19 protein-coding genes are annotated in these 21,989 nt (G+C 72.4%); 8 read left to right on the top strand and 11 right to left on the bottom strand.

Translation table 11 applies throughout. The features are described 5' to 3' along the window. Nucleotides 1-114: 114 nt before the first annotated feature. A complete protein-coding gene (locus tag I4Q55_RS50510; RefSeq protein WP_206784995.1) occupies nucleotides 115-1,206 on the bottom strand; it encodes a CdaR family transcriptional regulator in 1,092 nt (363 codons plus the stop codon). 190 nt (nucleotides 1,207-1,396) lie between these two features. Next, the gene (locus I4Q55_RS06075) at nucleotides 1,397-2,404 is read right to left on the bottom strand and encodes a LacI family DNA-binding transcriptional regulator (protein ID WP_206784994.1); all 1,008 of its coding nucleotides are present in this window, start codon (nucleotides 2,402-2,404) and stop codon (nucleotides 1,397-1,399) included. 167 nt (nucleotides 2,405-2,571) lie between these two features. On the opposite strand from I4Q55_RS06075, the gene I4Q55_RS06070 reads away from it, so the two are divergent. Continuing rightward, complete coding sequence (locus I4Q55_RS06070) at nucleotides 2,572-2,727, top strand: hypothetical protein (RefSeq protein WP_206784993.1); 156 nt, start codon at nucleotides 2,572-2,574, stop codon at nucleotides 2,725-2,727. 94 nt (nucleotides 2,728-2,821) lie between these two features. Here I4Q55_RS06070 and I4Q55_RS06065 read toward each other — a convergent pair whose 3' ends face one another. After that, nucleotides 2,822-3,079: a hypothetical protein gene (locus I4Q55_RS06065; protein WP_206784992.1), complete on the bottom strand. Its 258-nt coding sequence runs from the start codon at nucleotides 3,077-3,079 to the stop codon at nucleotides 2,822-2,824. Between the two features lie 271 nt (nucleotides 3,080-3,350). Between I4Q55_RS06065 and I4Q55_RS06060 the strand changes: the two genes are divergently transcribed. The 4 genes from I4Q55_RS06060 (at nucleotide 3,351) to I4Q55_RS06045 (ending at nucleotide 6,167) form a co-directional block, all read left to right on the top strand. Then, complete coding sequence (locus I4Q55_RS06060; RefSeq protein ID WP_206784991.1) at nucleotides 3,351-3,884, top strand: hypothetical protein; 534 nt, start codon at nucleotides 3,351-3,353, stop codon at nucleotides 3,882-3,884. A 159-nt stretch (nucleotides 3,885-4,043) separates the two neighbouring features. Beyond that, the gene (locus I4Q55_RS06055; protein ID WP_206784990.1) at nucleotides 4,044-5,438 is read left to right on the top strand and encodes an amino acid permease; all 1,395 of its coding nucleotides are present in this window, start codon (nucleotides 4,044-4,046) and stop codon (nucleotides 5,436-5,438) included. 95 nt (nucleotides 5,439-5,533) lie between these two features. Then, nucleotides 5,534-5,833, top strand: a complete 300-nt coding sequence (locus tag I4Q55_RS06050; RefSeq protein WP_206784989.1) for a hypothetical protein — start codon at nucleotides 5,534-5,536, stop codon at nucleotides 5,831-5,833. Nucleotides 5,834-5,885: 52 nt separating this feature from the next. Next, entirely contained in the window at nucleotides 5,886-6,167 is a 282-nt protein-coding gene (locus tag I4Q55_RS06045) for a hypothetical protein (protein WP_206784988.1), read from the top strand. A 58-nt stretch (nucleotides 6,168-6,225) separates the two neighbouring features. Here I4Q55_RS06045 and I4Q55_RS06040 read toward each other — a convergent pair whose 3' ends face one another. From I4Q55_RS06040 to I4Q55_RS06015, 6 genes are all read right to left on the bottom strand, one after another. Then, the gene (locus tag I4Q55_RS06040) at nucleotides 6,226-9,912 is read right to left on the bottom strand and encodes a glycoside hydrolase family 2 TIM barrel-domain containing protein (protein ID WP_242545318.1); all 3,687 of its coding nucleotides are present in this window, start codon (nucleotides 9,910-9,912) and stop codon (nucleotides 6,226-6,228) included. Nucleotides 9,913-10,191: 279 nt separating this feature from the next. After that, nucleotides 10,192-12,120, bottom strand: a complete 1,929-nt coding sequence (locus I4Q55_RS06035; protein WP_206784986.1) for a DUF2264 domain-containing protein — start codon at nucleotides 12,118-12,120, stop codon at nucleotides 10,192-10,194. 52 nt (nucleotides 12,121-12,172) lie between these two features. Further along, nucleotides 12,173-13,183, bottom strand: a complete 1,011-nt coding sequence (locus I4Q55_RS06030) for a hydroxyacid dehydrogenase (protein ID WP_206784985.1) — start codon at nucleotides 13,181-13,183, stop codon at nucleotides 12,173-12,175. After that, nucleotides 13,180-13,989 (bottom strand): carbohydrate ABC transporter permease, encoded by an 810-nt coding sequence (locus I4Q55_RS06025; RefSeq protein ID WP_206785051.1) that lies wholly within the window; start codon nucleotides 13,987-13,989, stop codon nucleotides 13,180-13,182. Before I4Q55_RS06025 ends, I4Q55_RS06030 begins: the two co-directional genes overlap by 4 nt. A 41-nt stretch (nucleotides 13,990-14,030) precedes the next feature. Beyond that, nucleotides 14,031-14,963: a carbohydrate ABC transporter permease gene (locus I4Q55_RS06020; protein ID WP_206784984.1), complete on the bottom strand. Its 933-nt coding sequence runs from the start codon at nucleotides 14,961-14,963 to the stop codon at nucleotides 14,031-14,033. Then, complete coding sequence (locus tag I4Q55_RS06015) at nucleotides 14,963-16,279, bottom strand: sugar ABC transporter substrate-binding protein (protein WP_206784983.1); 1,317 nt, start codon at nucleotides 16,277-16,279, stop codon at nucleotides 14,963-14,965. The genes I4Q55_RS06020 and I4Q55_RS06015 overlap by 1 nt, the downstream gene beginning before the upstream one ends. 106 nt (nucleotides 16,280-16,385) lie before the next feature. Here I4Q55_RS06015 and I4Q55_RS06010 point away from each other — a divergent pair, with 106 nt between their 5' ends. From I4Q55_RS06010 to I4Q55_RS06000, 3 genes are all read left to right on the top strand, one after another. Continuing rightward, nucleotides 16,386-18,179, top strand: coding sequence for a heparinase II/III family protein (locus I4Q55_RS06010; protein WP_206784982.1), 1,794 nt, complete (start codon nucleotides 16,386-16,388; stop codon nucleotides 18,177-18,179). Continuing rightward, nucleotides 18,179-19,279 (top strand): substrate-binding domain-containing protein, encoded by a 1,101-nt coding sequence (locus tag I4Q55_RS06005; RefSeq protein WP_242545317.1) that lies wholly within the window; start codon nucleotides 18,179-18,181, stop codon nucleotides 19,277-19,279. The genes I4Q55_RS06010 and I4Q55_RS06005 overlap by 1 nt, the downstream gene beginning before the upstream one ends. A 224-nt stretch (nucleotides 19,280-19,503) precedes the next feature. Continuing rightward, nucleotides 19,504-19,827, top strand: a complete 324-nt coding sequence (locus I4Q55_RS06000; protein ID WP_206784980.1) for a hypothetical protein — start codon at nucleotides 19,504-19,506, stop codon at nucleotides 19,825-19,827. Nucleotides 19,828-19,938: 111 nt separating this feature from the next. Here I4Q55_RS06000 and I4Q55_RS05995 read toward each other — a convergent pair whose 3' ends face one another. Together I4Q55_RS05995 and I4Q55_RS05990 are read right to left on the bottom strand one after the other, a co-directional pair. After that, a complete protein-coding gene (locus I4Q55_RS05995; RefSeq protein ID WP_307793131.1) occupies nucleotides 19,939-20,793 on the bottom strand; it encodes a protein kinase in 855 nt (284 codons plus the stop codon). A gap of 82 nt (nucleotides 20,794-20,875) precedes the next feature. Next, on the bottom strand, nucleotides 20,876-21,973 hold the full coding sequence (locus I4Q55_RS05990; RefSeq protein ID WP_206784979.1) for a LacI family DNA-binding transcriptional regulator: 1,098 nt from the start codon (nucleotides 21,971-21,973) through the stop codon (nucleotides 20,876-20,878). Between the last annotated feature and the right edge of the window lie 16 nt (nucleotides 21,974-21,989).

The following is a 21,989-nucleotide window of genomic DNA, read 5'->3' as shown; positions in this document are numbered from 1 at the left end:
TCCGGAAGAATGCGGAAAGGAAACCGGTCCACATCGACCGTCCGCCGATCGATGATCGGCTTCGCCAGTCTCGGCCAAGCCGGCGGCGGAATCAATTCGCATTCGGCGAAAGCCTCAGTGCCCGGATTCCTCCAGCGGCAACGGCGGGGGCGGGGTGGTGGTCGCCTCGTGTGCCGTGAGGGCCGTGCTGAGGATGTGCAGCTGGCGCAGCGACGTCGGGTCGTAGCCCGTCAGCTGTTCGATGCGCTGCAGCCGGTAGTCCAACGTGCTGCGGTGGATGATCAGCTCGGCCGCGGCCTTGGACCGGTTGCCGTCGGCCGCCAGCAGCGCGCGCAGGGTTTCCAGCAGGACCTCGTTGCGCGTGATCGGCTCGATCTTGGCGACGAGCAGGTCGGCCACCGGCCGCTGGGTCAGCACGGCGTACTCCACCAGCACGTCGCCGAGCAGGTAGCACCCCGGCGGCCGCCGGGCCGCCAGTGCCGCCGTCACCACGTCCGCCGCCTCGGCCCGCCCGGCGGGCAGCCGCCCGGTCTTCTGCCACGAGACGCCCGCCCAGGTTCCGTCGGGGAGGGACGTGTGCAGGCCGGCGCACCGGGCGAAGCCGGTTTCCTCGTCGCCGGCGGGGACCAGCACGTACCCGCCGTGTTCGCACAGTGCGGTCAGCACGCCGGTGCCCGGTTCGCCGAACACGGAGTCGTCCACAGTGGACGCGGAGACGGTCCGGAACGCCATCACGGCGTAGGCCGGCGCGAACCGGCCCTGGTCGGTCGCCGCGTCGCCGCGGAGGAGCGCCACGGCGTCGTCGTACGCCGCGGACCGCGGGGACCTCACCGCGAGCGTCGTTTCCTGGTAGCCGCGCAGCAGTTCCCGCAGGAAGCGGTTGCAGGTTTCGGTGAGCGCCTTCAGCCGGCCGGCGGTGGTGCCGGGCGTGGCCGCCAGCACGGCCACGGTCTCCTCGCCCGTCCGGCCGAGTAGCTCGAGCACCTGGTCCAGCGGCCAGCCGTCGGCGGCGCAGCCGTTGCCCATGGTTTGCATCGCGGCGATCCTGCGCGCGTCCCACTCGGTGCGGGTGTCCGCGTCGATGTCCTCGCACAGCAAGGAGATGGCCATGGTGACGAGGTCGTGCGCCTTGTTGCGCCGCGCGGGCGGTACCTGCTCGATTTCGACGGCCAGCCGGCCCCAGATTTCGGCGCGGAGGCCGTTCACCTGATTGCTCTTTGCGCGGACATCGAGCGTGGAGTCCCTTTCCCGGCCGAGGATGCACATCCGACGGCGACCATCGCCGCCCGGTTCAGTGTAAGCGTTGCACCGCCTCGGCCGCGCTTTCCTGCGCGGAATTCGGGAAGATGCGCGAGGAAACGCCGGTGGTTCCGAAAAACGCGGAAGGCGGCGGCGCTCAGACCGGCACGGGGGCCGGCCCGGTGCTGCCCCGCCGGACCAGTTCCGTGGGGAGCACCACATCCGCGGCCGGGGGCCGGCCCCGCAGCTGGTCGAGCAGCAGCTCCGCCGCGCGTTCTCCCTGGGCGGACACCGGTTGCGCGATCGTCGTGAGGTCGAGCGCGCCCGCCAGCTCGTGGTCGTCGAAGCCGATCACCGACACCTCGGCCGGGATGCCGACCTGCGCGCGGCGAAGAGTCTTCAACGCGCCGAAGGCCATTTCGTCGGACATCGCGAACACCGCGGTCGGCGGGGACGGCTGCGCGAGCAGGCGCTCCATCGCCGTTTCGCCGGCGGCGGCGGTGAACCCGCCGGCTGCCTCGAGCCCCGGCTCCGGCTCGATCCCGGCTTCCGCGAGGGCGTGCAGGTAGCCGTTCCGGCGCTTGCCGGGCGTGGCGAACCCGTGGGGCGGGGGATCGGTCTCCCCGAGCAGGCCGATCCGGCGGTGGCCGAGCCCGGTCAGGTGCCGCACCGCCTGGGCCGCCGCGGCGAGGTCGTCGATGCGGACCGACGGGATGCCGTCGGCGGTGCTGCCGACCAGGACCACCGGGACCCGCAGCGCCCGCAGCGCGTCGGCTTCGCCCGTGGTCAGCGGCAGGGACAGGACCAGCAGCGCGTCGACCCGGCGGCGTACCGGCAGCCGGTCGAAGAAGCGGGCCCGGCCGGCCGCGTCGGGCACGCCGTACACGACGAGGTCCAGGCCGGCTTCGCGCAGCACCGCCTCCGCCCCGGCGATCACCGTGCCGAAGAACCACCGGGACACGTACGGAACCACGATCCCGACCGAGTTGGTACGTCCCGAAGCCAGGCTGGAGGCGTTGAACGGGATCACGTAGCCGAGCTCGGCGGCCACCCGTTCGACCCGCGCCCGGGTCTCCGCGGTGACCGAAGGCAGCCCGCGCAGCGCGCGCGACGCGGTCGCCGTGGACACCCGCGCCTGCCTGGCGACGTCTCGGATCGAGGGCATGCTCACCTCCACCGGGCGCACGGTACCCGGTGTCCGGTCCCGTTACGCGGAGAAGCGGGAATTCCGCGGGATGCGGAAGGACTTTCGGCGGCGGGAGAGTTCCGCGGGTCAAGCACAAGTGCACGACGTGGCCCGCGGGTGCGCTCGGCGGCACGTACAAGGTCCGGGTGCCTGCCAACGCCGCCACCACGCGCTTCATCGCCTCCGACCGCGGCACGCAGATGATCGGTGTCGACCTGGCCGACACGCGGGGCTGGTGCTTCCGCGCGCCGGCGAGCTGGAACGGCCGGATCGAGGGTCCGGTCACCCCGTGCCGCCCGTGATCCCGGAAGGGCTGCGGCCCTTCCGGCACCGTTCGTTTCCGCCACGCGCGAAAGCCGGGCCGGCCGGAGCCGGCCCGGCTTTTGCGCCGGGTGGTCAGGAAACGCGCTGGGTGCGCGTCTCGAGCAGGTCCGCCAGGGAGAACTTGGCGGCCCCGGCTTCGCCGAAGTCGACGGGGTCGGGGTTCTCGTGCAGCACACCGTCCTGGCCGCCGGTGATGTTGACCCAGGCGTCGACGGCCTTGTGCGCGAAGGCGTGGAACCAGGCCTTTTCGCTCTGCGGGAGCCCCATTTCAAGCGGGGCGATCTCCTCGAGTGCGGGAACGCGGGATTCGATCGTGGCTGACGTGCTCACAGTACCTCCAGGGGAGTCGACGGGATGGGGCCGTGTGCCGGAAAGAGTAGCGAGCATTCCGCGACCGGCACATCCACCGAATGACGGGGAAGCGCGAATTCCGGTCCGCGAAGTGCGGTGATTCACCGCACACGGCCTCCACGGTGAACACTTCTTGAACACGCTTGGCCGTGCCGACCGGTCCGTGTCATCGTGGCGAAAGCGGCGGCCGGGTGAATCGAAATCTCGGCGCCGCGGGAATAGACATCCAATGTTTCCAAGAAAGGGAATCATGTCCGTGGCCACACCGTCCCGGGTCGTCACCATCGCCGATGCCACCGATTTCGGCGCGAGCGCAACCTACCTCACCCCCGCGGTCGCGCCGACCCTGTGCGAAACCGCCGTGCTGGTCGCGGCGGTCGGCGCCGGCGCCGCGGTCGCGGCCTGCGCGGGCTACGTCGCCAACGCCTGGGCCAACAACTTCGGCCACCACCGCGGGCACCACGGGTACCGCGCCGACGTCGACGCGCCCCGCGGGCTCGACGTCGCGGGTGGCTCGGTGGCCGAACTGATCGACGCGCGCGGCGGGCAGTTCGGATTCGCCGCCGAGCAGCCGGCCCAGCCCGTTTCCTGCTATGCCGCGGCGGCGACGGTGGCCGCGGGTGTCGTGACGGCTTTCGCGACCGGTGCGGTGCTCGTCACGGCCGCACACCATTTCGGCGGGCACGGCCATTTCGGCGACGATCCGGAATCCGCTGTCGCGGAGATCGGCTCCCATTCCGTGCAGGGCCTGATCGACGCTCGGCTGGGCGCGCTCCCGGCGTGAGCACGCGAGCGTAACCCGCGTTTTCCGGATTCCCCGTGCCGCGATCGCGGTTCTCTCGATCCGAGGAAGATTTTCCCGGCTTCGCGCAGTGAACGCGGCTCGGCCAGGGCCCTAGCGTGATGGCGCTCTCTTCGCCGCTTCGAGAACAGGGGAATCCTGATGGCACCACCGAGGGAAGACGGGCCCGGCCTGTCCCGGACGCTGAGCTCCCGGCACCTGTCGATGATCGCCGTCGGCGGGGTGATCGGCGCCGGCCTGTTCGTCGGTTCCGGCCAGGCGATCGCGGACGCCGGGCCCGCTGTGCTGATCACCTACGCGCTCGCCGGGGTGCTCGTGATCCTCGTCATGCGCATGCTGGGGGAGATGGCGACCGCCGACCCGCGGACGGGCTCCTTCTCGGCCTACGCCGAGGAGGGTATCGGCCGCTGGGCGGGTTTCTCGGTGGGCTGGCTCTACTGGTGGTTCTGGGTGACCACGATCGGGGTCGAGGCCACCGCGGGCGCCGCCATCGTGCACCGCTGGATCCCGCTCCTGCCACAGTGGGCGTGGGTGCTGGTGCTGATGGCGGTGCTCACGGTGACGAACCTGTTCTCGGTGAAGTCCTACGGCGAGTTCGAGTTCTGGTTCGCCTCGATCAAGGTCGCGGCGATCGTCGTGTTCGTCCTGCTCGGCCTCGCGGCGGTGCTGGGTGTGCTGCCCGGGGTCGAGGCGCCGGGGCTGCGCAACCTCACCGGCCACGGCGGGTTCGCCCCGCACGGCGCCGGGCCGGTGTTCGCGGCGATCTTCGTGGTGGTCTTCTCCTTCTTCGGTGCCGAAATCGCCACGATCGCGGCGTCGGAGTCGCCGGACCCGGTCGGCTCCGCTCGCCGGGCCGTGCGCTCGATCATGTGGCGCATCCTGGTGTTCTACTTGGGTTCCATCGCGGTCGTGGTGACGCTGCTGCCCTACGACGACGCCAGTGTCGGCAAAAGCCCGTACGTCGCCGTGCTCGACCTGATCGGGCTGCCGGCGGCCGGGACCGTGATGGACGTGATCGTGCTGACGGCCGTCCTGTCGTGCCTGAACTCGGGGCTGTACACCGCGTCCCGGATGGCCTTCTCGCTCTCGGGCCGCGGCGACGCGCCCCGTTCGTGGCGGCGGATCTCCACCGGCGGCGTCCCGCGGGTCGCGGTCCTCGTCTCGACGGTCATCGGCTTCGCCACGGTGGTGCTCAACTACTTCGTGCCGGAGGAGGTGTTCAGCTTCCTGCTCAACACCTCCGGCGCGCTGGCGGTGTTCATCTGGCTCGCCATCTCCGTGACCCAGCTGCGGATGCGGCGCCGGCTGGAAGCCGCGCACCCGGCCGGCCTGCCGCTGCGGATGTGGGGCTACCCGTACCTGACGTGGCTGTCGATCGTGGCGATGGCGGCGCTGCTCGTGGCGATGCTCTTCTCGCCGTCCGGCCGGCCGCAGCTGCTGGCGAGCCTCGCGTTGACCGTGGTCGTGGTGGCGGTCGGCATCACCCGGCAGGTCCGGGCGAACCGGGACGTTCCGGTCGGCGCCGGTCCGGAGTGACCGCCGATGCGGGAAAAAACCTTCGGCGATCGCCATTCCCGTTTCGTTGTTTCGGTGGATGTCACGGCGGATCCGGCACTTTAACCTTCGGTGCCATGAGCGAAATCAACTCCTCTGACACCGCCGTTGCCCGCTATCTGACCGACGTGCCGTCGCCGCTCGGCCCGCTCGAGTTCACGACCGCGGAGGACCCCACCACCTGCTGCATCAACCTCCTGCGGGCGGTGGCCGCCGCCGAGGACGCGACCCAGACGGCGCGGGCCGCCCACCTGGCGGACCAGGCGTACCGCCGGGCCTTCGGCCACGGCTACCACCCCGGAGTGCCGGCCGTCGAGGTCACCTCGCCGGGTGACATGTCCGCCCGGCAGCTGATCGACGCGATCATCAACCGCTGACCACCGGGAATTTCCCGGCCGATTTTCCGCAATTGAAATGGATGAAGTGAACGTGACCCGCATCGAAGAATTCGCGAACGTCCAGGGCCCGGTCGCCGCGCTGGAGGTGCCGTCGGTCGTCCAGCCGATCGGCTGCACCCTCGACGCCGCCTTCCACGCGGCCAGGGCGGCGTTCAACGCGACCAAGGCCGTCGACTACGAGGTGGCGGCCAAGTTCGCGCGTGAAGTCGTCCACCACGGTGGCTTCGCGAACGCCGACCGCGGCCTTTCCGCGGCGATCGGCGAAGACCGGTCGAGCGAGCAGCTGCTCGCGATCCGGAGCGACCTGGTCTGAGTGCTCACGAGGAAGCCGCACCGAGAGAGAGTCCTCGGTGCGGCTTCCTCGTCTGAGCTCAGCCGCCCGCGGGCAGGCCGGTCAGCGCCTCGGCCAGGCTCAGCGGGCGCATCGACAGCGTGTACTCGTACGTGGTGTCCGCCGCCACCTGGCTCTTCTCCCGCACCGGGTTCGGGGTGTCGCCGACGCCCGTGGCCGCGTGGTCGGCGTGCAGCGTGAACCAGCCCTTGTTCCGCTGGAGCTGGAACGGGTAGGCCGCCCGGTCGAGGTCGTCGTACGGCGTGACGCTGACGTCCTTCACCCCGCTGACCAGCAGGCCGGACAGCCGGCCGTCGGTCAGCAGCGCCCAGCGGGTGTCGGTGTGGTTGCCGTGGTCCTGCGGGCGGTGGTAGTCCACGTACTGCTCGTCCACAGTGGACTTGTTCACCGCGATCGGCGTGCCGTCCCTGCGATCGACGTAGCTTTCCGCGGTCCGGCCGTACCAGGAGAACCGCTTGAAGCTGTCCGGGACGCCCAGCGACACCCCGATGCGCGGCAGGTAGTTCAGCGTGCGCACCGCGCCCTGCGGCGTCACCTTGTGACCCAGGCGCAGCACACCCGTCGAGTCCACCGTGTACGTCATGATCTGGTCGAACCACGCGTTCGCCACGTCCGGCGCCGCCACCCGGCTGTCCACCACGACGCTGACGCTGCTGCCCGCGCGGTCCACGCGGACCCCGGTCACCGTCGTCTGCAGCCGGTCCAGACCCAGCTTGCGCCAGTCTTCGCCCTCGGCCCGGCCCCAGGCGAACGTCTCGTTGCTGATCGGCGCGCGCCAGGCGTCGAGCTTCGGCCCGCTCGCCAGCAGCTCCTTGCCCCACGACTGCATCGACGACAGCGTCCCGGTGCGCTTGTCCACCCGGTAGGCGACCGGACCGGCCTGCGCGGTGACCGCGTCCGCCGTCTCCCGCGCCGTCACCCGGCCCCAGTCGAGCGGTGCCTGGTCGAGGCCCGGCACCCGGGCGCCACCGAGCGAGAACTGGTCGTGCGCCAGGACGTGGCCCGCGGGCAGCGTCGGCCCGGACTGCTTGACGACCGCTTCGACCGTGAGGAAGCGCTCACGGTCACTTGCCTTGACCGGCAGGGTGATCCGGCCGGTGGCGGCCGCCGCGACGCGCAGGGGCTGCTCGCCGCTCTTGACCGTCTTCGCGCCTTCGGTGACGCGCCACCTGAGGTTCACGTCGCCGGTGTCGCTGAACTGGCGTTCGTTCGTCACCGACAGGACGCCGTCGGCGTAGGCGAACCGGAGGGGCTGGTGGGCCCACGCCATCTGGGCGGTCTCCGGCTGGGGCTTGCGGTCCGCGCCGATCAGTCCGTCCACTCCGGACAGGCTGGAGCCGTAGGACAGGTAGGTGCCCCGGTCGATCACGTTGTCGAAGTCGAGGGCGAGCAGCGCCCCCGGGGCCGGCTCCGACGCGGCGAGCTCGGCCGCGGTGAGCGCGCGGTCGTGGATGCGGACCTCATCCACCAGGCCCCGCCCCAGCCAGCCGATGGTCGAGGGGTCGTTCCACGACGTCTCGAAGTCACGCCCGATGTTCACCTCGGCCGACGAAGAGTCGATCCGGCCGGTGAACGCCTTCTGCCCGACCTCGCGGCCGTCGATGTACAGCCGCAGCATCGTGCCGTCGTAGGTGCCGGTGACGCGGTGCCAGTTGCCGTAGAAGTCGGCGGGCACCGGCGCCTGCACCGGGATCCACGTACCACTGTGGACGAAGAACTCCAGCGTGTTCTCGTTCTTCATCTTCAGCGAGTACTGGTGGTCGCCCTTGGTGATGATCCCGAACTCGCCGGTCCACTTGCCCGGCTTGACCCAGGCGTCCAGGGTCAGCGCGGTGCCGGTGAGGTCCAGCCTGCGGTCGCGGTAGACCTCGGCGAAGTCGTCCAAACCGGACAGTTCCAGTGCCTTGCCGCGGTGGCCGTCGACGAGCCTGGACAGCCCGGAGAGGTGGGTGGCGATGCCGTTGCCCGACACGTCCGGGACCGTGCGGACCCGCTGGCGGATGTTCTGCTCGGCCCAGTCCCAGATGAACCCGCCCTGGGTCTGCGGGTGCGCGCGGATGGTGTCCCAGAACTCGCGGAAGTTGCCGAGGCTGTTGCCCATCGCGTGCGCGTACTCGCCGAAGATCAGCGGTTTCGTGGTGCTCTTCGCCTGCTCGGCGAACCGCTCCGGCGACGGGTACCGCGGCCCCCAGACGTCCGCGAAGGGCGCGTCGCCGTCGGGGTTGTTGGACTGGTGGTAGATCGGGCGCGTCGGGTCGTTGGCCCGCAGCCAGTCCGCCATCGCGTAGTGGTGGGCGCCGAGGCCGGCTTCGTTGCCGGTGTCCCAGAGGAAGACGCTGGGGTGGTTCTTGTCGCGTTCCACCATGCCGATCAGCCGGTCGAGGAAGGCGTCCCGCCACTCGGGCTGGTTCGCCTGGCACCACCGGGCGCAGTTCTCGTGGTTGTGCGTCTCGATGTCGACCTCGTCGTCGATCCAGAGGCCACGGGAGTCCGCGAGCTTGTAGAAGTACGGGTCCGAGGGGTAGTGCGAGGTGCGGACGGCGTTGACGTTCAGCTGTTCCAGCAGCGCGACATCGCGTTCCTGCGCCTTGCGCGGCACGTGGCGGCCGTGGTCGGGGTCGGTTTCGGCGCGGTTGACGCCCTTGAACAGCACGCGTTTGCCGTTGACCAGCAGCTGCCGGTCCCGGATCTCGATCTCGCGGAAGCCGGTGGTTTCGCGGGTGACGTGGGTGGTCCTGCCGTCCGGGCCGGTGAGCGTCAGGACGGCGGTGTACAGGTTCGGGGTCTCGTCGGTCCACTTGGCCGGGTTGCGGACGGGGAGAGTGAGGGTGGCCGCGCCGCCGTTGTCGCCGACCTCGACGTCCTGGCGGGTGGCGCCGACCTCCTTGCCGGCCGCGTCACGGAGGCTGAGCGCGGCCGTGTGCTTGCCGGTCGTGCCGCCGGGCTTGCGCGCGACCTCGACGGCGGCGGTCAGGACGGCGTCGGTGTAGGTGCTGTCGAGGTCGGTCCGCAGCGTCACGTCCCGGACGTGGGTGGCGGGCGTGGACGTCAGCGTCACCGACCGGAAGATGCCTGCGTACCGCCACTGGTCGACGTCCTCGAGGTAGGCACCCGCGCTCCAGCGGTGCACCTGGACGGCGATCCGGTTGGGGCCGGGCTTCAGCGCGGCGGAGATGTCGAACTCCGCCGGGGTGTAGCCGCCCTGGTCGTAGCCGATGTACTGGCCGTTGACCCAGACGAAGTACGCCGACGTGACGCCGTCGAAGCGCAGGAAGGTGTGCCGCTGGTCCCAGCCGGCGGGCAGGTCGAAGTCGCGGGTGTAGGCCGCGGTGGGGTTGACGTCACGCGGCACCTTCGGCGGCGCGTCCGGCTGGATCTCGGTGGCGATGTTGCGGAAGACGGGGTGGTCGAGGCCGTCGGTCTGCCAGGTGTGCGGCACGGAGACCTCGCGCCAGCCGGACGTGTCGTACCCGGCGGCGTGGAAACCGGCGGGCACCTGGGCGGGGTTGTCCGCCATGGCGATCCGCCACTTCCCGTCCAGAGTCTGGGTGAACGGCGTCTGTTCCCGCCCCCGGACGGCGGACTCGACATCGGCGTACGGAGCGAGGAACGCGTGCGGCGGCTCCTGGTTTTCGCCGACTTTCCGCGGATCTTCGAGGTAGGCGTAGACGTCGTCGACAGCCGCGTGGCTTGGGCCGGCGGGCAAGAGGGTTCCCGCGAGAGCCAACAGAACCACACTCAGAGCGCGCAGCCGCACGGGAGGAACCTCCATGTTCCGACAAGATTCAGACAGAACCCAACAAAATGGAACAGGATGAGGCGGGGAGAGGTCAATAGGACATTCGTGCGGGAAGAGGCATCAAGCGTGACCCGGCGGGCATCACGCGTGTCTGGAGGGGCATCTCGCGTGATGCCTCCCTGATCACGGGTGATGCCCGCTCAAGCACGGGTGATGCCCGCTCAAGCACGGGTGATGCCCGCCCCGTCACGGGTGATGATCCGCGGAGGCGGGGAGGGCTACCTCGGCGGTGACGCCGCCGGGCCAGGCCAGGGTGATCCGGTGACCGCCTCGGCCGTCGGGGGCGATGGTGAGGGAGGGGTCGGGCTCGTCCGGGCCGCCGCGGTCCAGGACCACCACCGCGGCGAACACCGCTCCCGGCTCCGGCGGCCCCTCGGTCGCGACGAACGGGATCGCCGTCCACTCGCCCAGCGGCGACGTGCCGGACTCGACCGTCACCTCCGCCGTGGTGAAGCCGCGCAGGGAACGCACTTCCGAGCGCAGGTCCGGCGTCCGCGCGGCGGCCACCCCCGGCTCGGTCACCGGCCGGGTCGCGTGCGAGACCGGCCAGCCGCTCAGCCGCAGTGACCCGGCCGGAGCACCGTCGAGACGGGCGAGCCGCACCTCCACGCCGTCGCGCACCACGGACGCCACCGTCAGCGCCGGCCCCGGCACCACCGGCCCGCTGCGGCCGGAACCGTGGTCGGGGGAGTCGTCGGCGGACGTGTCGACCCAGCGGACCCGGCCCTGGGACGCCGCCGCCAGCACCCCGCCCGGCAGCTCCTTCGTGTAGCACGTCGAGAACCCGGCCCGGTGGCTCGCCCGGCCGTCCTTGTCGAGCACGTACACCGCGTTGTCGGGTAAGGAACCGAGTGGGGGGAACGTCGCCGTCGAATAGCCGAGCCGGGCGTAGAGCGGCGCATCGGACCGCGGGTCGCCGGGGCGGGCGTGGTCCGTGCCGTGGTTGACCACCAGCGCGATGCCGTCGCGACGTCGTCCGGAAACCAGCCAGCCGGGTGCGGTGACGACGCGGGCGACGTCGCCGGTCTCGATCGGCAGCGGCTCCTCGACGTCCGTCCACACGGGATGATGCGCGGGCATCGCCAGTCCCAGCAGGCCTTTGGCGGCCCAGTACGGCGAACCGGGTCCGGAATACGCCTGGCGCATGGCCGGCCAGGCGTGCTGCCAGCCGAGGCTGAGCACACCGTCGGACGTGGGGAAGTGCCGCACCATCCCGCCCGCCACCCGGCGGGTCAGGCCCGGGGACAGCCGGGACGTCCCGGTCAGCGCGCCCACCCAGAACGGCGCCGCGGCCGCGAACCGGTAGACCAGGCTGCGGCCCTGCAGCAGCGGCGAGCCGTCGCTGCCCACGAGCCGCACGGCGTCGTCGAGGTAGTCGCGCAGGTCCGCCGCCCACCGGTGCCGCAGCGAGCCGGGGCACAGGGTTCCGGTGACGTCGAAGAAGTGCGTCCACAGCAACGGGTACAGGTGCAGGGCCCAGCCCGTGTAGTGGTCGTAGGCGCGCTCGTCGCCGTCGCTGAGCCAGCCGCCGGGCCGCCGCAGCGACGCGTGCACGGCGAGGTCCTCCTCGACGTCCGCCGGCGACCACGGTCCGCCGGCCTCGCGCAGGAACGACTCCACGACGATCCGGAACCACACCCAGTTGATCGGCGGGTAGGGCTGCCCGATCACCGTCGCGAGCCAGGCGACGACCCGCTCGCGGACGACGTCGTCCAGCCGGTCCCACAGCCAGGGCCGGGTCAGCTGGAGCACCAGCGCGATCGACGCGGCCTCCACTTTGGACTGCCCGAGCTCGTCGGGCCGCGGCCACGCCTCGGGCGACGCCGGATCGCTGCCGGCGGCCAGCCCGCGGGCGTAGTGCTCGAGGAACCCGCCCGGGTCCGCGCCACCCTCGCCGGCGACGCGGAAGCCGGCGATCAGGAACGTCCGGGCGAACCCTTCGAGACCGTCCGAGACGCGGCCGTTGCGGCTGGCCGGCCCGGGCAGGTCGATCCGGGCGCCCGCCGGCGAGCGGTACTTCCCGGCCGTGGTGAGCAGCCGGTCCGCCAGCGCGGCGTAGTGCGCGCGGGTCCAGCCGGTGTACGGCGACAGCCGCCGGTCCTCGACGGCGCTCATGCCGGCACGGCCAGGTGGCGGCCCGGGCTCGCGGCGTGCTGCCCAGGCGCGGTCATGCCTGCACCGCCAGCGAATGCCGCGTCACCGGAGCCCGGGGCGGCAGGCCGGCCGCGTAGCGCTCGAGCTCGCCGAGCGCCTCGGCGCTCATCCGGCGGGTCTCCGACCCCAGCGAACCCGCCACGTGCGGCGTGAGCACCACGTTCGGCAGGTCGTAAAGCGGCGAACCGGCCGGCAGCGGCTCCGGCTCGGTGACGTCGAGGACGGCGTGCAGGCCCTCGGCGCAGGCGTGCTCCAGAGCCGCGGTGTCGACGAGCGCGCCCCGGGCGGTGTTGACCAGCACCGCGCCGGGCGGCAGCGCGGCCAGCTCGGCGGCGCCGATCATGTGCCGGGTCTCCGGCAGCGACGGCGCGTGCAGGCTCAGCACGTCCGCCTGGGGCAGGGCTTCCGCCAGCGAGACCGGCTCGGCGCCGGCCGCCCGGATTTCGGCCGGGTCGGCCACCGGGTCGACCACCACCACCCGGGCCAGGTCCAGCAGGCGCAGCAGGGCCGCGACCCGGCGGCCGACGCGGGAGAAGCCGACCAGCACCACCGTGCGGTCCCGGCCGGACAGCTCGCCCCGCCGGTCGCGGTAGCCCCAGTCCTCCCGGGACTTCCGGGCGTCGGCGGCGAGGAACGGCACCTTCTTGAACGCCCACAGGATCGCGCCCAGGGTGTACTGGGCGACCGGCTCGGCGTTGGCGTCGGCGGCCGTGGTGACGAGCAGGCCGCGGTCGAAGACCGCCGCGCCGACGTGGTCGCGGACGCTGCCCGCCGCGTGCAGCACCGCCCGCAGGTTCGGGGCGGCGCGCAGGACCGCCTCGTCGAGCGGGGGACAGCCCCACGACGTGATCAGCACCTCCACCTCCGCCAGCCGCGCGCGCACCGGCGCCGACGTCAGCTCGTCGGTGCACAGCGGCTCGCCCAGCCGGGCCGTGGCCCGCAGCCGGGCCAGTTCCGCCTCGCCGAACTGCACCTCCATCGTGTCCCGTGCCATCACCAGCAGGGTCTCGGGGCGGCGCGTCACTTGACGCTGCCCGCCGCCAGCCCGGACCGCCATTGCCGGTGCAGCAGCACGAACGCGACGACCAGCGGCAGCACGGCCAGCAGGGAGCCGGTGATGACGAGCGGGTTGTACTGCGGGAACTGGGTCACGCGTGTGCTCCACTGGTACAGGCCGAGGCTCATCGGGAACAGCTTCGGGTCGGTCAGCATCACCAGCGGCAGGAAGAAGTTGTTCCAGATCCCGACGAACTGGAACAGGAAGATCGTCACCAGGCCGGGCCGCATCATCGGCAGCCCGATGGTGAAGAACGTCCGCAGCTCGCCCGCGCCGTCGGTCCGGGCCGCCTCCAGGACCTCGCCGGGCACCGCGGCCTCGGCGTAGACGCGGGCGAGGTAGACGCCGAAGGGGTTGGTGAGCACCGGGATGAACACCGCCCAGAACGTCCCGACGACGTGCAGCTGCGAAGCCAGCAGGTACAGCGGCAGGGCCAGCGCGGTCGTCGGCACGAGGACCCCGGCGAGCGTCACGGCGAACAGCGCGCGGCGGCCCGGGAAGTCGAGCTTCGCGATCGCGTACCCGCAGGCCGCGCAGATGAACGAGCCGAGCACCGCGCCGAGCCCGGCGTAGAGCAGCGAATTGCCGATCCAGGCCAGGAAGATGCCGTTCTCCTGGGTGAACAGCGCCTGGATGTTCGTGCCGAGGTTGAACTGCCCGAGTTCGAACGCGCCGGTCGTGGAGAAGTCGCCGACGGACTTGGTGGCCGAGGTGACCAGCCAGACCAGTGGCAGGACCGCGTACAGCGCGGCCAGTACCAGCAGGACGTGCACGACTGTGCGTGATGTCCACCGCGAAGCGGCAGGGGACAGCGTCACCGGGACCTCCGGGCGGACAGGCGCATGACCAGCGCCGAGAGCAGGGCGGAAACGAGGGCCAGCAGCACGGACGCGGCGGCCGCGCGGCCGTAGTCGTTGGCGATGAACGCGGCTTCGTACACATAAAGACTCGGAGACCAGGTGCTCGTCACCGAACCGGTGAACCCGCGCAGCACCAGGGGTTCGGTGAACAGCTGCAGGGAACCGATGACGGTGAACACGAGGGCGACGAACATCGTCGGCCGGATCATCGGCACCTTGATCGACAAGGCCGTCCGGAAGCCCCCGGCGCCGTCGGCGCGCGCCGCTTCGAGGACGTCACGCGGCACCGCCTGCAGCGCGGTGTAGAAGATGATCATGTTGTAGCCGACCCACTGCCAGGTCGCGATGTTCACGATCGAAGGCAGGATGCCGGTCTTGCCCAGCGGGTCGAACGGCAGGAGCGCGGTCAGCCCGGAGTTCGGGCTGTAGAGGTAGGCCCAGATGAGCCCGGTGATCACGGTCGGGACCGCGTAGGGCAGGAAGACCGACAGCGACCACAACCGCCGCAGCCGCACGACGGCGGAGTCGATCAGCAGGGCCAGCACGAGCGCCAGGCCGAGCATGATCGGGATGTGCACCAGCACGAACAGCGCCACGTTGCCGAGGCTCGCGTGGAACGCGCTGTCGGTCACCACGTCGACGTAGTTGCCGAGCGCGATGAACGCCTGCCTCGGGCCGGAGAACCCCAGGCCGGACAGCCGGTCGGTGAACAGGCTGAGGTAGAGCGCGTAGCCGATCGGGACGAGCACCGTGGCGGTCAGCAGGACCGCGAACGGGGCCGCCAGCACCAGGCCGGCGCGGCCGCGGCCACGGCGGCCGCCTGCCGGGACGCCGGCCCCGGGCGGGGCCGGGACGCTCGCGGCGCGTTCGGGGGTGAGGACGGTCATCACGCTTTCCCTTCCAGCACGGTCAACCCGCGCTCGCGCAGCGCGGCGACGGCGTCGGCCTGCGTCTGCCGGACGGCGGTGGCCAGTGTCGAGCCGCCCGTTTTCACCCCGCTCATCCGGTCGACGACGGTGGAGAAGATCCGCAGGGCGTTGGGTCCCCACGTCCAGTCCGGGACCCGCAGGGCGGCTTCGTCGAGCACGTCGTACACCGGGGCGCCGAGGAAGTAGCCGCCCTTGTACGCCTGCCGGGCGACGTCCCGGCTCGGCAGGTAGCCGGGGAAGGGCGTGGTGAACGTGGTGCCGATCTTCGCGACGGCCGGGTCGGTGCTCAGCCAGCGCAGGAACTTCACGGCGGCGTCGGGAACCTTGCTTTCGGCGGAGACGGCGAACGCGCTGCCGCCCTGCACGCCGTTGGCCCGGACGCCGTCCCAGGTCGGCATGGTGGTGACCGCCCACCGGCCCTTGTCCTGCGGGATGGACTTCACCAGCGAACCGACGCTCCAGGACGCGCCGAGCAGGCCCCAGAGCCGTCCGGTGTGCATGGCGCCGATCCAGTCCTGGTCGCCGGTCGGGGCCGTGGCGACCAGGCCGTCGCGGATCATGCCCTGCCAGTAGTCGGCGGTGCGCAGCGTGCCTTCGCCGCTGATGTTCACCCGCCACGAGCCGCCGTCGACCCGCCACCACGGATCGCCTGCCTGCCAGCACATCCCGGCGAAGAAGGAGCCATCGTTGAGCGGGAACGTCGTCACGCGCGCCGCCGGGTCGGCCTGCTTCACGGCCTGCGCCGCGGCGCGGAACTCGGCCCACGTGCGCGGCACCGCGATGCCGTGCCGGTCGAACAGGTCCTTGCGGTAGTAGAGCACCATCGGGGCGAGGTCCATCGGCACGGCCCAGGTGCGCCCGCCGGGCCGGACGCCCTGCCAGGCCGCGGGGGAGTAGCCGCGTTCGAGGTCCGCCATGTCGTCGGTCAGGTCGCGCAGCCCGCCCGTGGTGAGCAGCTGCGGCAGGCCCTGGTACTCGGCGTGCAGGATGTCCGGGGCGTTGTGGGCGCGCAGCGCGTTCGTCTGCTGGGCGTACCCGCCCTTGAGACCGGCCGCGATCACGTTGAGCTCCACCGCGATGTCCGGGTGCGCGGCGTTGAACGCGGCGACGTACTTGTCCATGCCGGTGAGCCAGGACCAGATCCGCACGCGGGTGGCGCCCGACGCCGTGGTCGTCGCCGACGCGCAGCCGCCGAGCAGCCCGCCGGCCGCGAGCCCGGCCGTGGCCGTGATGAATGTCCGGCGGTTCAGGCCCGCCGATCCCGGAAGCGTCATTGCTCCTCCGTCGAAGTGATGGCTGTCACTGTCGGGGTGTGCCATAGTTCGAGTCAACAATTGAGGTCAAAAGCGATCACAAACGATCAGGATCGAAGGTGCTCCTGTGTTGCGCGTGTTCTTCGACGGCCGTCCGGTGCGGCGGCCGGCCTTCCCCGACGTCCGTGACCGGCAGGTCTGGGCCGCGGCCGACGGCGCCGCGGTGCTCGCCGACGCCCATGCCGTGCTCGCGCGGCCGGCCCCGGTGCTCACGGCGACGGCGTGGGCCCGCACGTTCCGCGACGGCGTCCGTACCGACTACGAAGATGCCGCCCGCGAGTTGCGCGAACGCGTGACCACGCTGGTGCTCGCCGCGGTGCTGACCGGCGAGGAGTCCTTTCTGGACGGTGCGGTCGACGGGCTGGTCGCGCTGGCCGAAGCGACCACCTGGTGCTGGGCGCCCCACGACCGGCACGCGGCCGGCCGCGCGGAGGTGCTGGCCGATCCCGACGACCCGTTCCTCGACCTGGGCGCGGCCGAGGTCGCGTCGCTGTTCGCCTGGGCCGACCAGGTCCTCGGCCCGCACTTCGACGTCCGCGCCCCCGGCCTGCGCCGGCGGCTGCGGCGCGAGGTCGAGCTCCGCGTCCTGACGCCGTTCGAGCGGATCCGCGACTGGCACTGGCTCGGCCTGGCCGGCGACGCGCACAACTGGAACCCGTGGATCCACAGTGCCGTCCTCGCGGCCGCGGTGCTGCTCGTCGACGACGAGGAGCGGCGCTCGCGGCTCGTGGCGCTGGTCGTCGAAGGCCTCGACCACTACGTCGCCGTGCTGCCCGACGACGGCGGCATCGACGAGGGCGTCGCGTACTGGTGGCACGGCGCCTGCCGCCTGCTGGAGTGCCTCGACCTGCTGGCCGACGCGACCGGCGTCGACGTGCGTGACCTTCCGGTACTGGCCCCGCTGATCCGCTTCCCGCACCGGATGCACCTGGGCGGCGACGCCTACGTCAACGCCGGCGACGCCCCGGCCCGCCTGTCGCCGGCCCAGCCGTGGCACGTCCTGCACCGCTGGGGCGAGCGGCTCGGCGACGACGACGTCCGCGCGCACGCGGTGAGCCGGGCGCGCGCCGGTGGGCGGCCCGTGTGGCCGTCGGCCGGGCTGGGCCGCGCCCTGTCCGGCCTGGCCGACGCGGACTGGCGGAAGGCGCTGGCGACGGAACCCGAAGCCACCTGGCTGACGCGCGAGGAATGGCTGCCGCGGGTGCAGGTGCTCGTCGCCCGGGAGACGGCGGGCACGCCGCGCGGGCTGACGGTCGCGGTCAAGGCCGGGCACAACGGGGAACGGCACAACCACCTCGACGTCGGGTCCTACTGGGTGGCGGTCGACGGCGTGCCGGTGGTGGCCGACGTCGGCCAGCCGACCTACACCGCGGCCAGCTTCGGCCCGGACCGCTACGAGGCCTGGCCGTTGCGCAGCGAATGGCACAACGTACCCGAGCCGGGGGCCGGTCAGGAGCCGGGCGAAGCCTTCGGCGCTCGCCACGTCCGGGTGGACCTGACCGCTGCCGCGGCCACGCTGTCCGCCGACCTCGCCGGGGCGTACCCGGGTGTGGCGCGCTGGAACCGGTCCGTGCGGCTGGTCCGGTCCCCGCACCCCCATGTCCTGGTGACCGACGACGACAGCGTCCGGCCGGTCCGGCTCCGGCACGTGCTCGCGGGCGACGTCGAGCTGGGCGACGGCGAAGCGGTCGTGTCGGGGGTGCTGCGGCTGAGCTGGGATCCCCGGCACACCACCGCGGAGCTCGAACGCCGTCCGCTGGAAGACCCGCTGCTGCGGGCCTCCTGGGGCGAACACCTGGCCCGGCTGACCCTGGTGGTGCGCGACGGCCCGGCGCGGGTCCGGCTGGAGCGGGTCCGGTGATGCTCGCGTCGGAACGGCACCAGTTGATCCTTTCCCTGGTGCGTGAACACGGAGCGGTCCGGCTCACCGAGCTGGTCGAGCGGCTGGGCGTCACCGCGGTCACCGTCCGCCGGGACGTCACCGAGCTGGCCGACCGCGGGCTGCTGACGCGCGTGCACGGCGGGGTGACGCTGACCCGGCCCCGCGGCAGCCACCCCGAGCCCGGGCGTGCCGCGTCGGTGTTCGGGCCGGCCGTGCCCGGCGCGCTGGTCGGCATGGTCGCGCCGTCGGTGGAGTACTACTGGCCGACCGTGGTCCAGGGCGCGCAGTCCACCGTGGCCGCGGCGGGCGGGCGGCTGGTGCTGCGCGCGTCGAGCTACGACGCGGCGGAGGACCGCCGTCAGATCACCAAGCTCCTCGAACGCGGCGTGCAGACGCTGCTGGTCGCGCCGGCCACCAGCGGGCGTGGTGCGCTGGACCTGCTGCGCTGGCTGGGCTCGCTGAACGTCCCGGTGGTCCTCGTCGAGCGCGTCCCGCCGCCGGAGCTGCCCACCCTGGCGCTGGACGCGGCCACGACCGCGCACGCGCTCGGTGCCGGGCTGGCCGTCCGGCACCTGGTTTCCCTCGGCCACCGCGGGGTCGGGCTGGTGACGTCGCGGTCCAGCCCGACCAGCCGCGCGCTGCGCACCGGCTGGCGCGAGACGATCGGCTCCCTCGGCCTGGACACGGCGCTCGATCTCGACGTCCCGGTCTACGGCTCCCCGGGCTGGGCGGCGGAGTACGACACGCTGCTGGCGCGCTGCCGCCGGGCGGGCGTGCACGCCCTGCTGGTGCACGCCGACCGCGAGGCCATCGGCCTGATCGAGCGGGCCCGCGACGGCGGCATCGCGGTGCCCGGTGAGCTGGCGGTGGTCTCCTACGACGACGAGGTCGCGGCGGCGTCCGACCCGCCGCTGACCGCGGTGTGCCCGCAGAAGCACCGGCTCGGCGCGGTGGCCGCCGAGCTCGCGCTGGCCCGGCTCGCCGACCCGGCCGGGCGGCCCGTGCACCGGCTCCAGCTCTGGCCGACGCTCGTGGTGCGCGAATCCTGCGGGGGTGCGGCGGAATCCGTGGCACAGTGAAATCGTCGAATTCACCGGCGTTTCTTTCGGGCTACGGCCGAAATGCGGATCCGGTTGTATCGAAGCGATAACGACCGGATCGCGATCGTGGGATTTACAAGAAGTGGATCACCTCCTAGTCTCCGCGACGGGACATGCGAGAGTTCGCATGTGGGGAATCGGAGGTGGTTCGGTTGACGCGCCCGACGGCGCCTGCGACCAGGCGGCAGATTTCGGTCCAGGAATTGATTCAGCGGTGCCAGGCGGAGAATTCCGCGCGGCCTCCGGCGGACACCCGCGGCCCGGCGGCGGCGGTCCCGGGCGTACGGCGCCCCGACCACGTCACGCGCTGGCTGCTCGCGGGCGCGGCGGGAGTGGCGGCACTGAGCGCGTTCGCGGTGATTTCGTTCGTGGTTTCCGACGAACCGGAGCCGCCGTCGGTCCGCGGCCCGGCGGCGCCGGGCCAGATCACTTTCGCCGGCACCCGGACGGTCACCGAAACGGCGGCCCCGCCACCACCGACTGTTTTCTCCCCGCAGTACGGCAGCTATTACGTGCCGTCGAGGTAGCTCGCGGGCCGCCGGTCACCGGCGCCCCAATGTGGCCTTCGTTGCGTCCAACGCACCGAACGCCACATTGGGTGCGTGAGATGCACCGAACGCCACATTGGGGTGCTTGGGTCAGGTCGTGAGGCGGCGGAAGGCCGCGCGGGTCGTCACCGCCGTGCCGAGCGCCACCACCAGCACCGTGCCCGTCACCAGGACCCGGGTGCGGGACCGGCCGCTCCGGGGCTCCGCGACCGCCACGGGACGGGAGACCGCCAGGTCGGTGAGCGTCCGCTCGGCTTCGGCCATCGACGGGCGGGTGGCCGGTTCGGGCCGGAGCAGCGGCAGCAGGGCGTCGAGGACCGGGCCGCTCGCCCGCGGCGGGACGGCCGTGCCCGGCACGCGCCCCTCGAGCGTGAAATACAACGTCGCACCGAGGGAATAGACGTCCGCGGCGAATCCCGGGCTCGCGCCGCCGGCCACTTCCGGGGCCGGGAAGCCGCCGGTGCCCAGGCCGAAGCCGGCTATCTTGGCCGTCCCGTCCGCGGTGAGGAGTACCTTGTCCGGGCCCAGCCCGCGGTGGCGGATGCCCGCCGCGTGCGCGGCCGCCAGCGCCGACGCCAGCTGAGCGCCGAGTGCCGCGACGCGGTCCGGTGGGAAGCTCCCGCGCCGCTCGACCAGCTCGGCCAGCGTGCGGGTCGCCAGGTCCTCCGTCACCACGTACGGGGTGAGGTCGTGCTCGAAGACGTCGTGCACGACGACCACGTGCGGGTGGTGCAGCCGGACCGCCACCCGCGCGTCGCGGATCGCCTTGGCCCGGACGCGGTCGGAATGGGCCGCGTCGAACGGGCACCCCGGCGGCAGCTGTTCGACGACGACGAACCGGTCGAGCAATTCGTCCCTGGCCCGCCACGCCGCGCCGCCGGGATGGTGGCCGGCCGGTTCGAGAAGCCGGTACCGCCCGGCCAATGCTCCCTTTTTCGCTGCCACCCGTAATCCCCTGTCGACGTCGACGGACCCTCGAAAGGAAATACGGCCGTCCGGCGCGACGGGTTCGATTTTCCGCGAATTCTCACCCGCGCGGCAGCGGCACCTCTTCCCGCGCGGTGGCCGCGGTGCTTTCGCCCTCGGCGAGCCGGGGGAACACGACCTCGGGGTCGGCGGCAGGCCCGCCGTCGAGCTGGCGCACCGCCCGCCGGACCGCCAGCGCGCCGAGCTCGGCCGCCGGGATCACCACCGCGGTGGGGCGGATCCGCTGCTGTCCCGCCACGGTGTCCGAGCAGACCGCGACGACCGAGACGTCACCGGGGATCTGCCGCCCGCGCTGCCCGAGCGCGGTCGTGACGAGGGGGAGGACCGCTTCGTCGTGCACGACCAGCGCGGTCGGGCCGCCGTCGGCGAACAGCTCGTCCAGGCAGCGGGCGACGTCTTCGGCCGTCGGCGCGCACGGCCGGGAAACCGTGGCCACGCCGCGCTCCGCGGCGGTGGCCCGGGCGCTCTCCGCGAAGCCCTTCAGGTACCGGAGCCGGTGGCCCGGCTGCGTCGCGGACGGCGCGAGGTGGGCGATCGACCGGTGGCCGAGGTCGGCGAGCCGGTCGAGGCAGGCGCGGCCGGCCGGGGCGAAGTCGAGCGTCACCGACGCCAGCCCGCGGTGCCGCCCCGGCGCGCCGACCAGCACCGCCGGGCGACCGGAGGCCAGCAGGACGGGCACGCGCGGGTCGTCCTCGCCGGCGTCCAGCACGATCACCGCGTCGGCCAGCGCGGCCGACGTCACCCGGTGCAGGCCCGCGGTGCCTTCGTCGTCGGTCACCAGGAGCAGGTCGAACCCGAGTTCGCGGGCCGCGCCCGCGGCCGCGGAGAAGAACTCCATCTCCAGGCCCAGCTGCCGGTCGCCGAGCAGCGGCACCGCCACCGCGATGACGCCCGCGCGCGGGGCGGGCGAGCCACTGCGCCGCCGGTAGCCGAGGGCCCGGATGGTTTCTTCGACCCGCCGCCGGGTGGCGGGGGAGATCGTCCGCTTCCCGGTGATCACGTACGACACGGTGCTCGCCGAGACACCGGCGGCGTTCGCCACGTCGGTGATCGTGACCGCGCCGCGGCCGCCGCCGGACGGTTCGTCCGCCACGTCGCGGAATTTCGTCATCTTGGTGAGGACTTTCTCGAGACCCATTGTCCGATCCGTTGTC

The organism is Amycolatopsis sp. MtRt-6 (genome assembly GCF_017308975.1).
Taxonomy (GTDB): Bacteria; Actinomycetota; Actinomycetes; order Mycobacteriales; family Pseudonocardiaceae; genus Amycolatopsis.
This window is presented reverse-complemented; position numbering and strand designations above follow the sequence as displayed.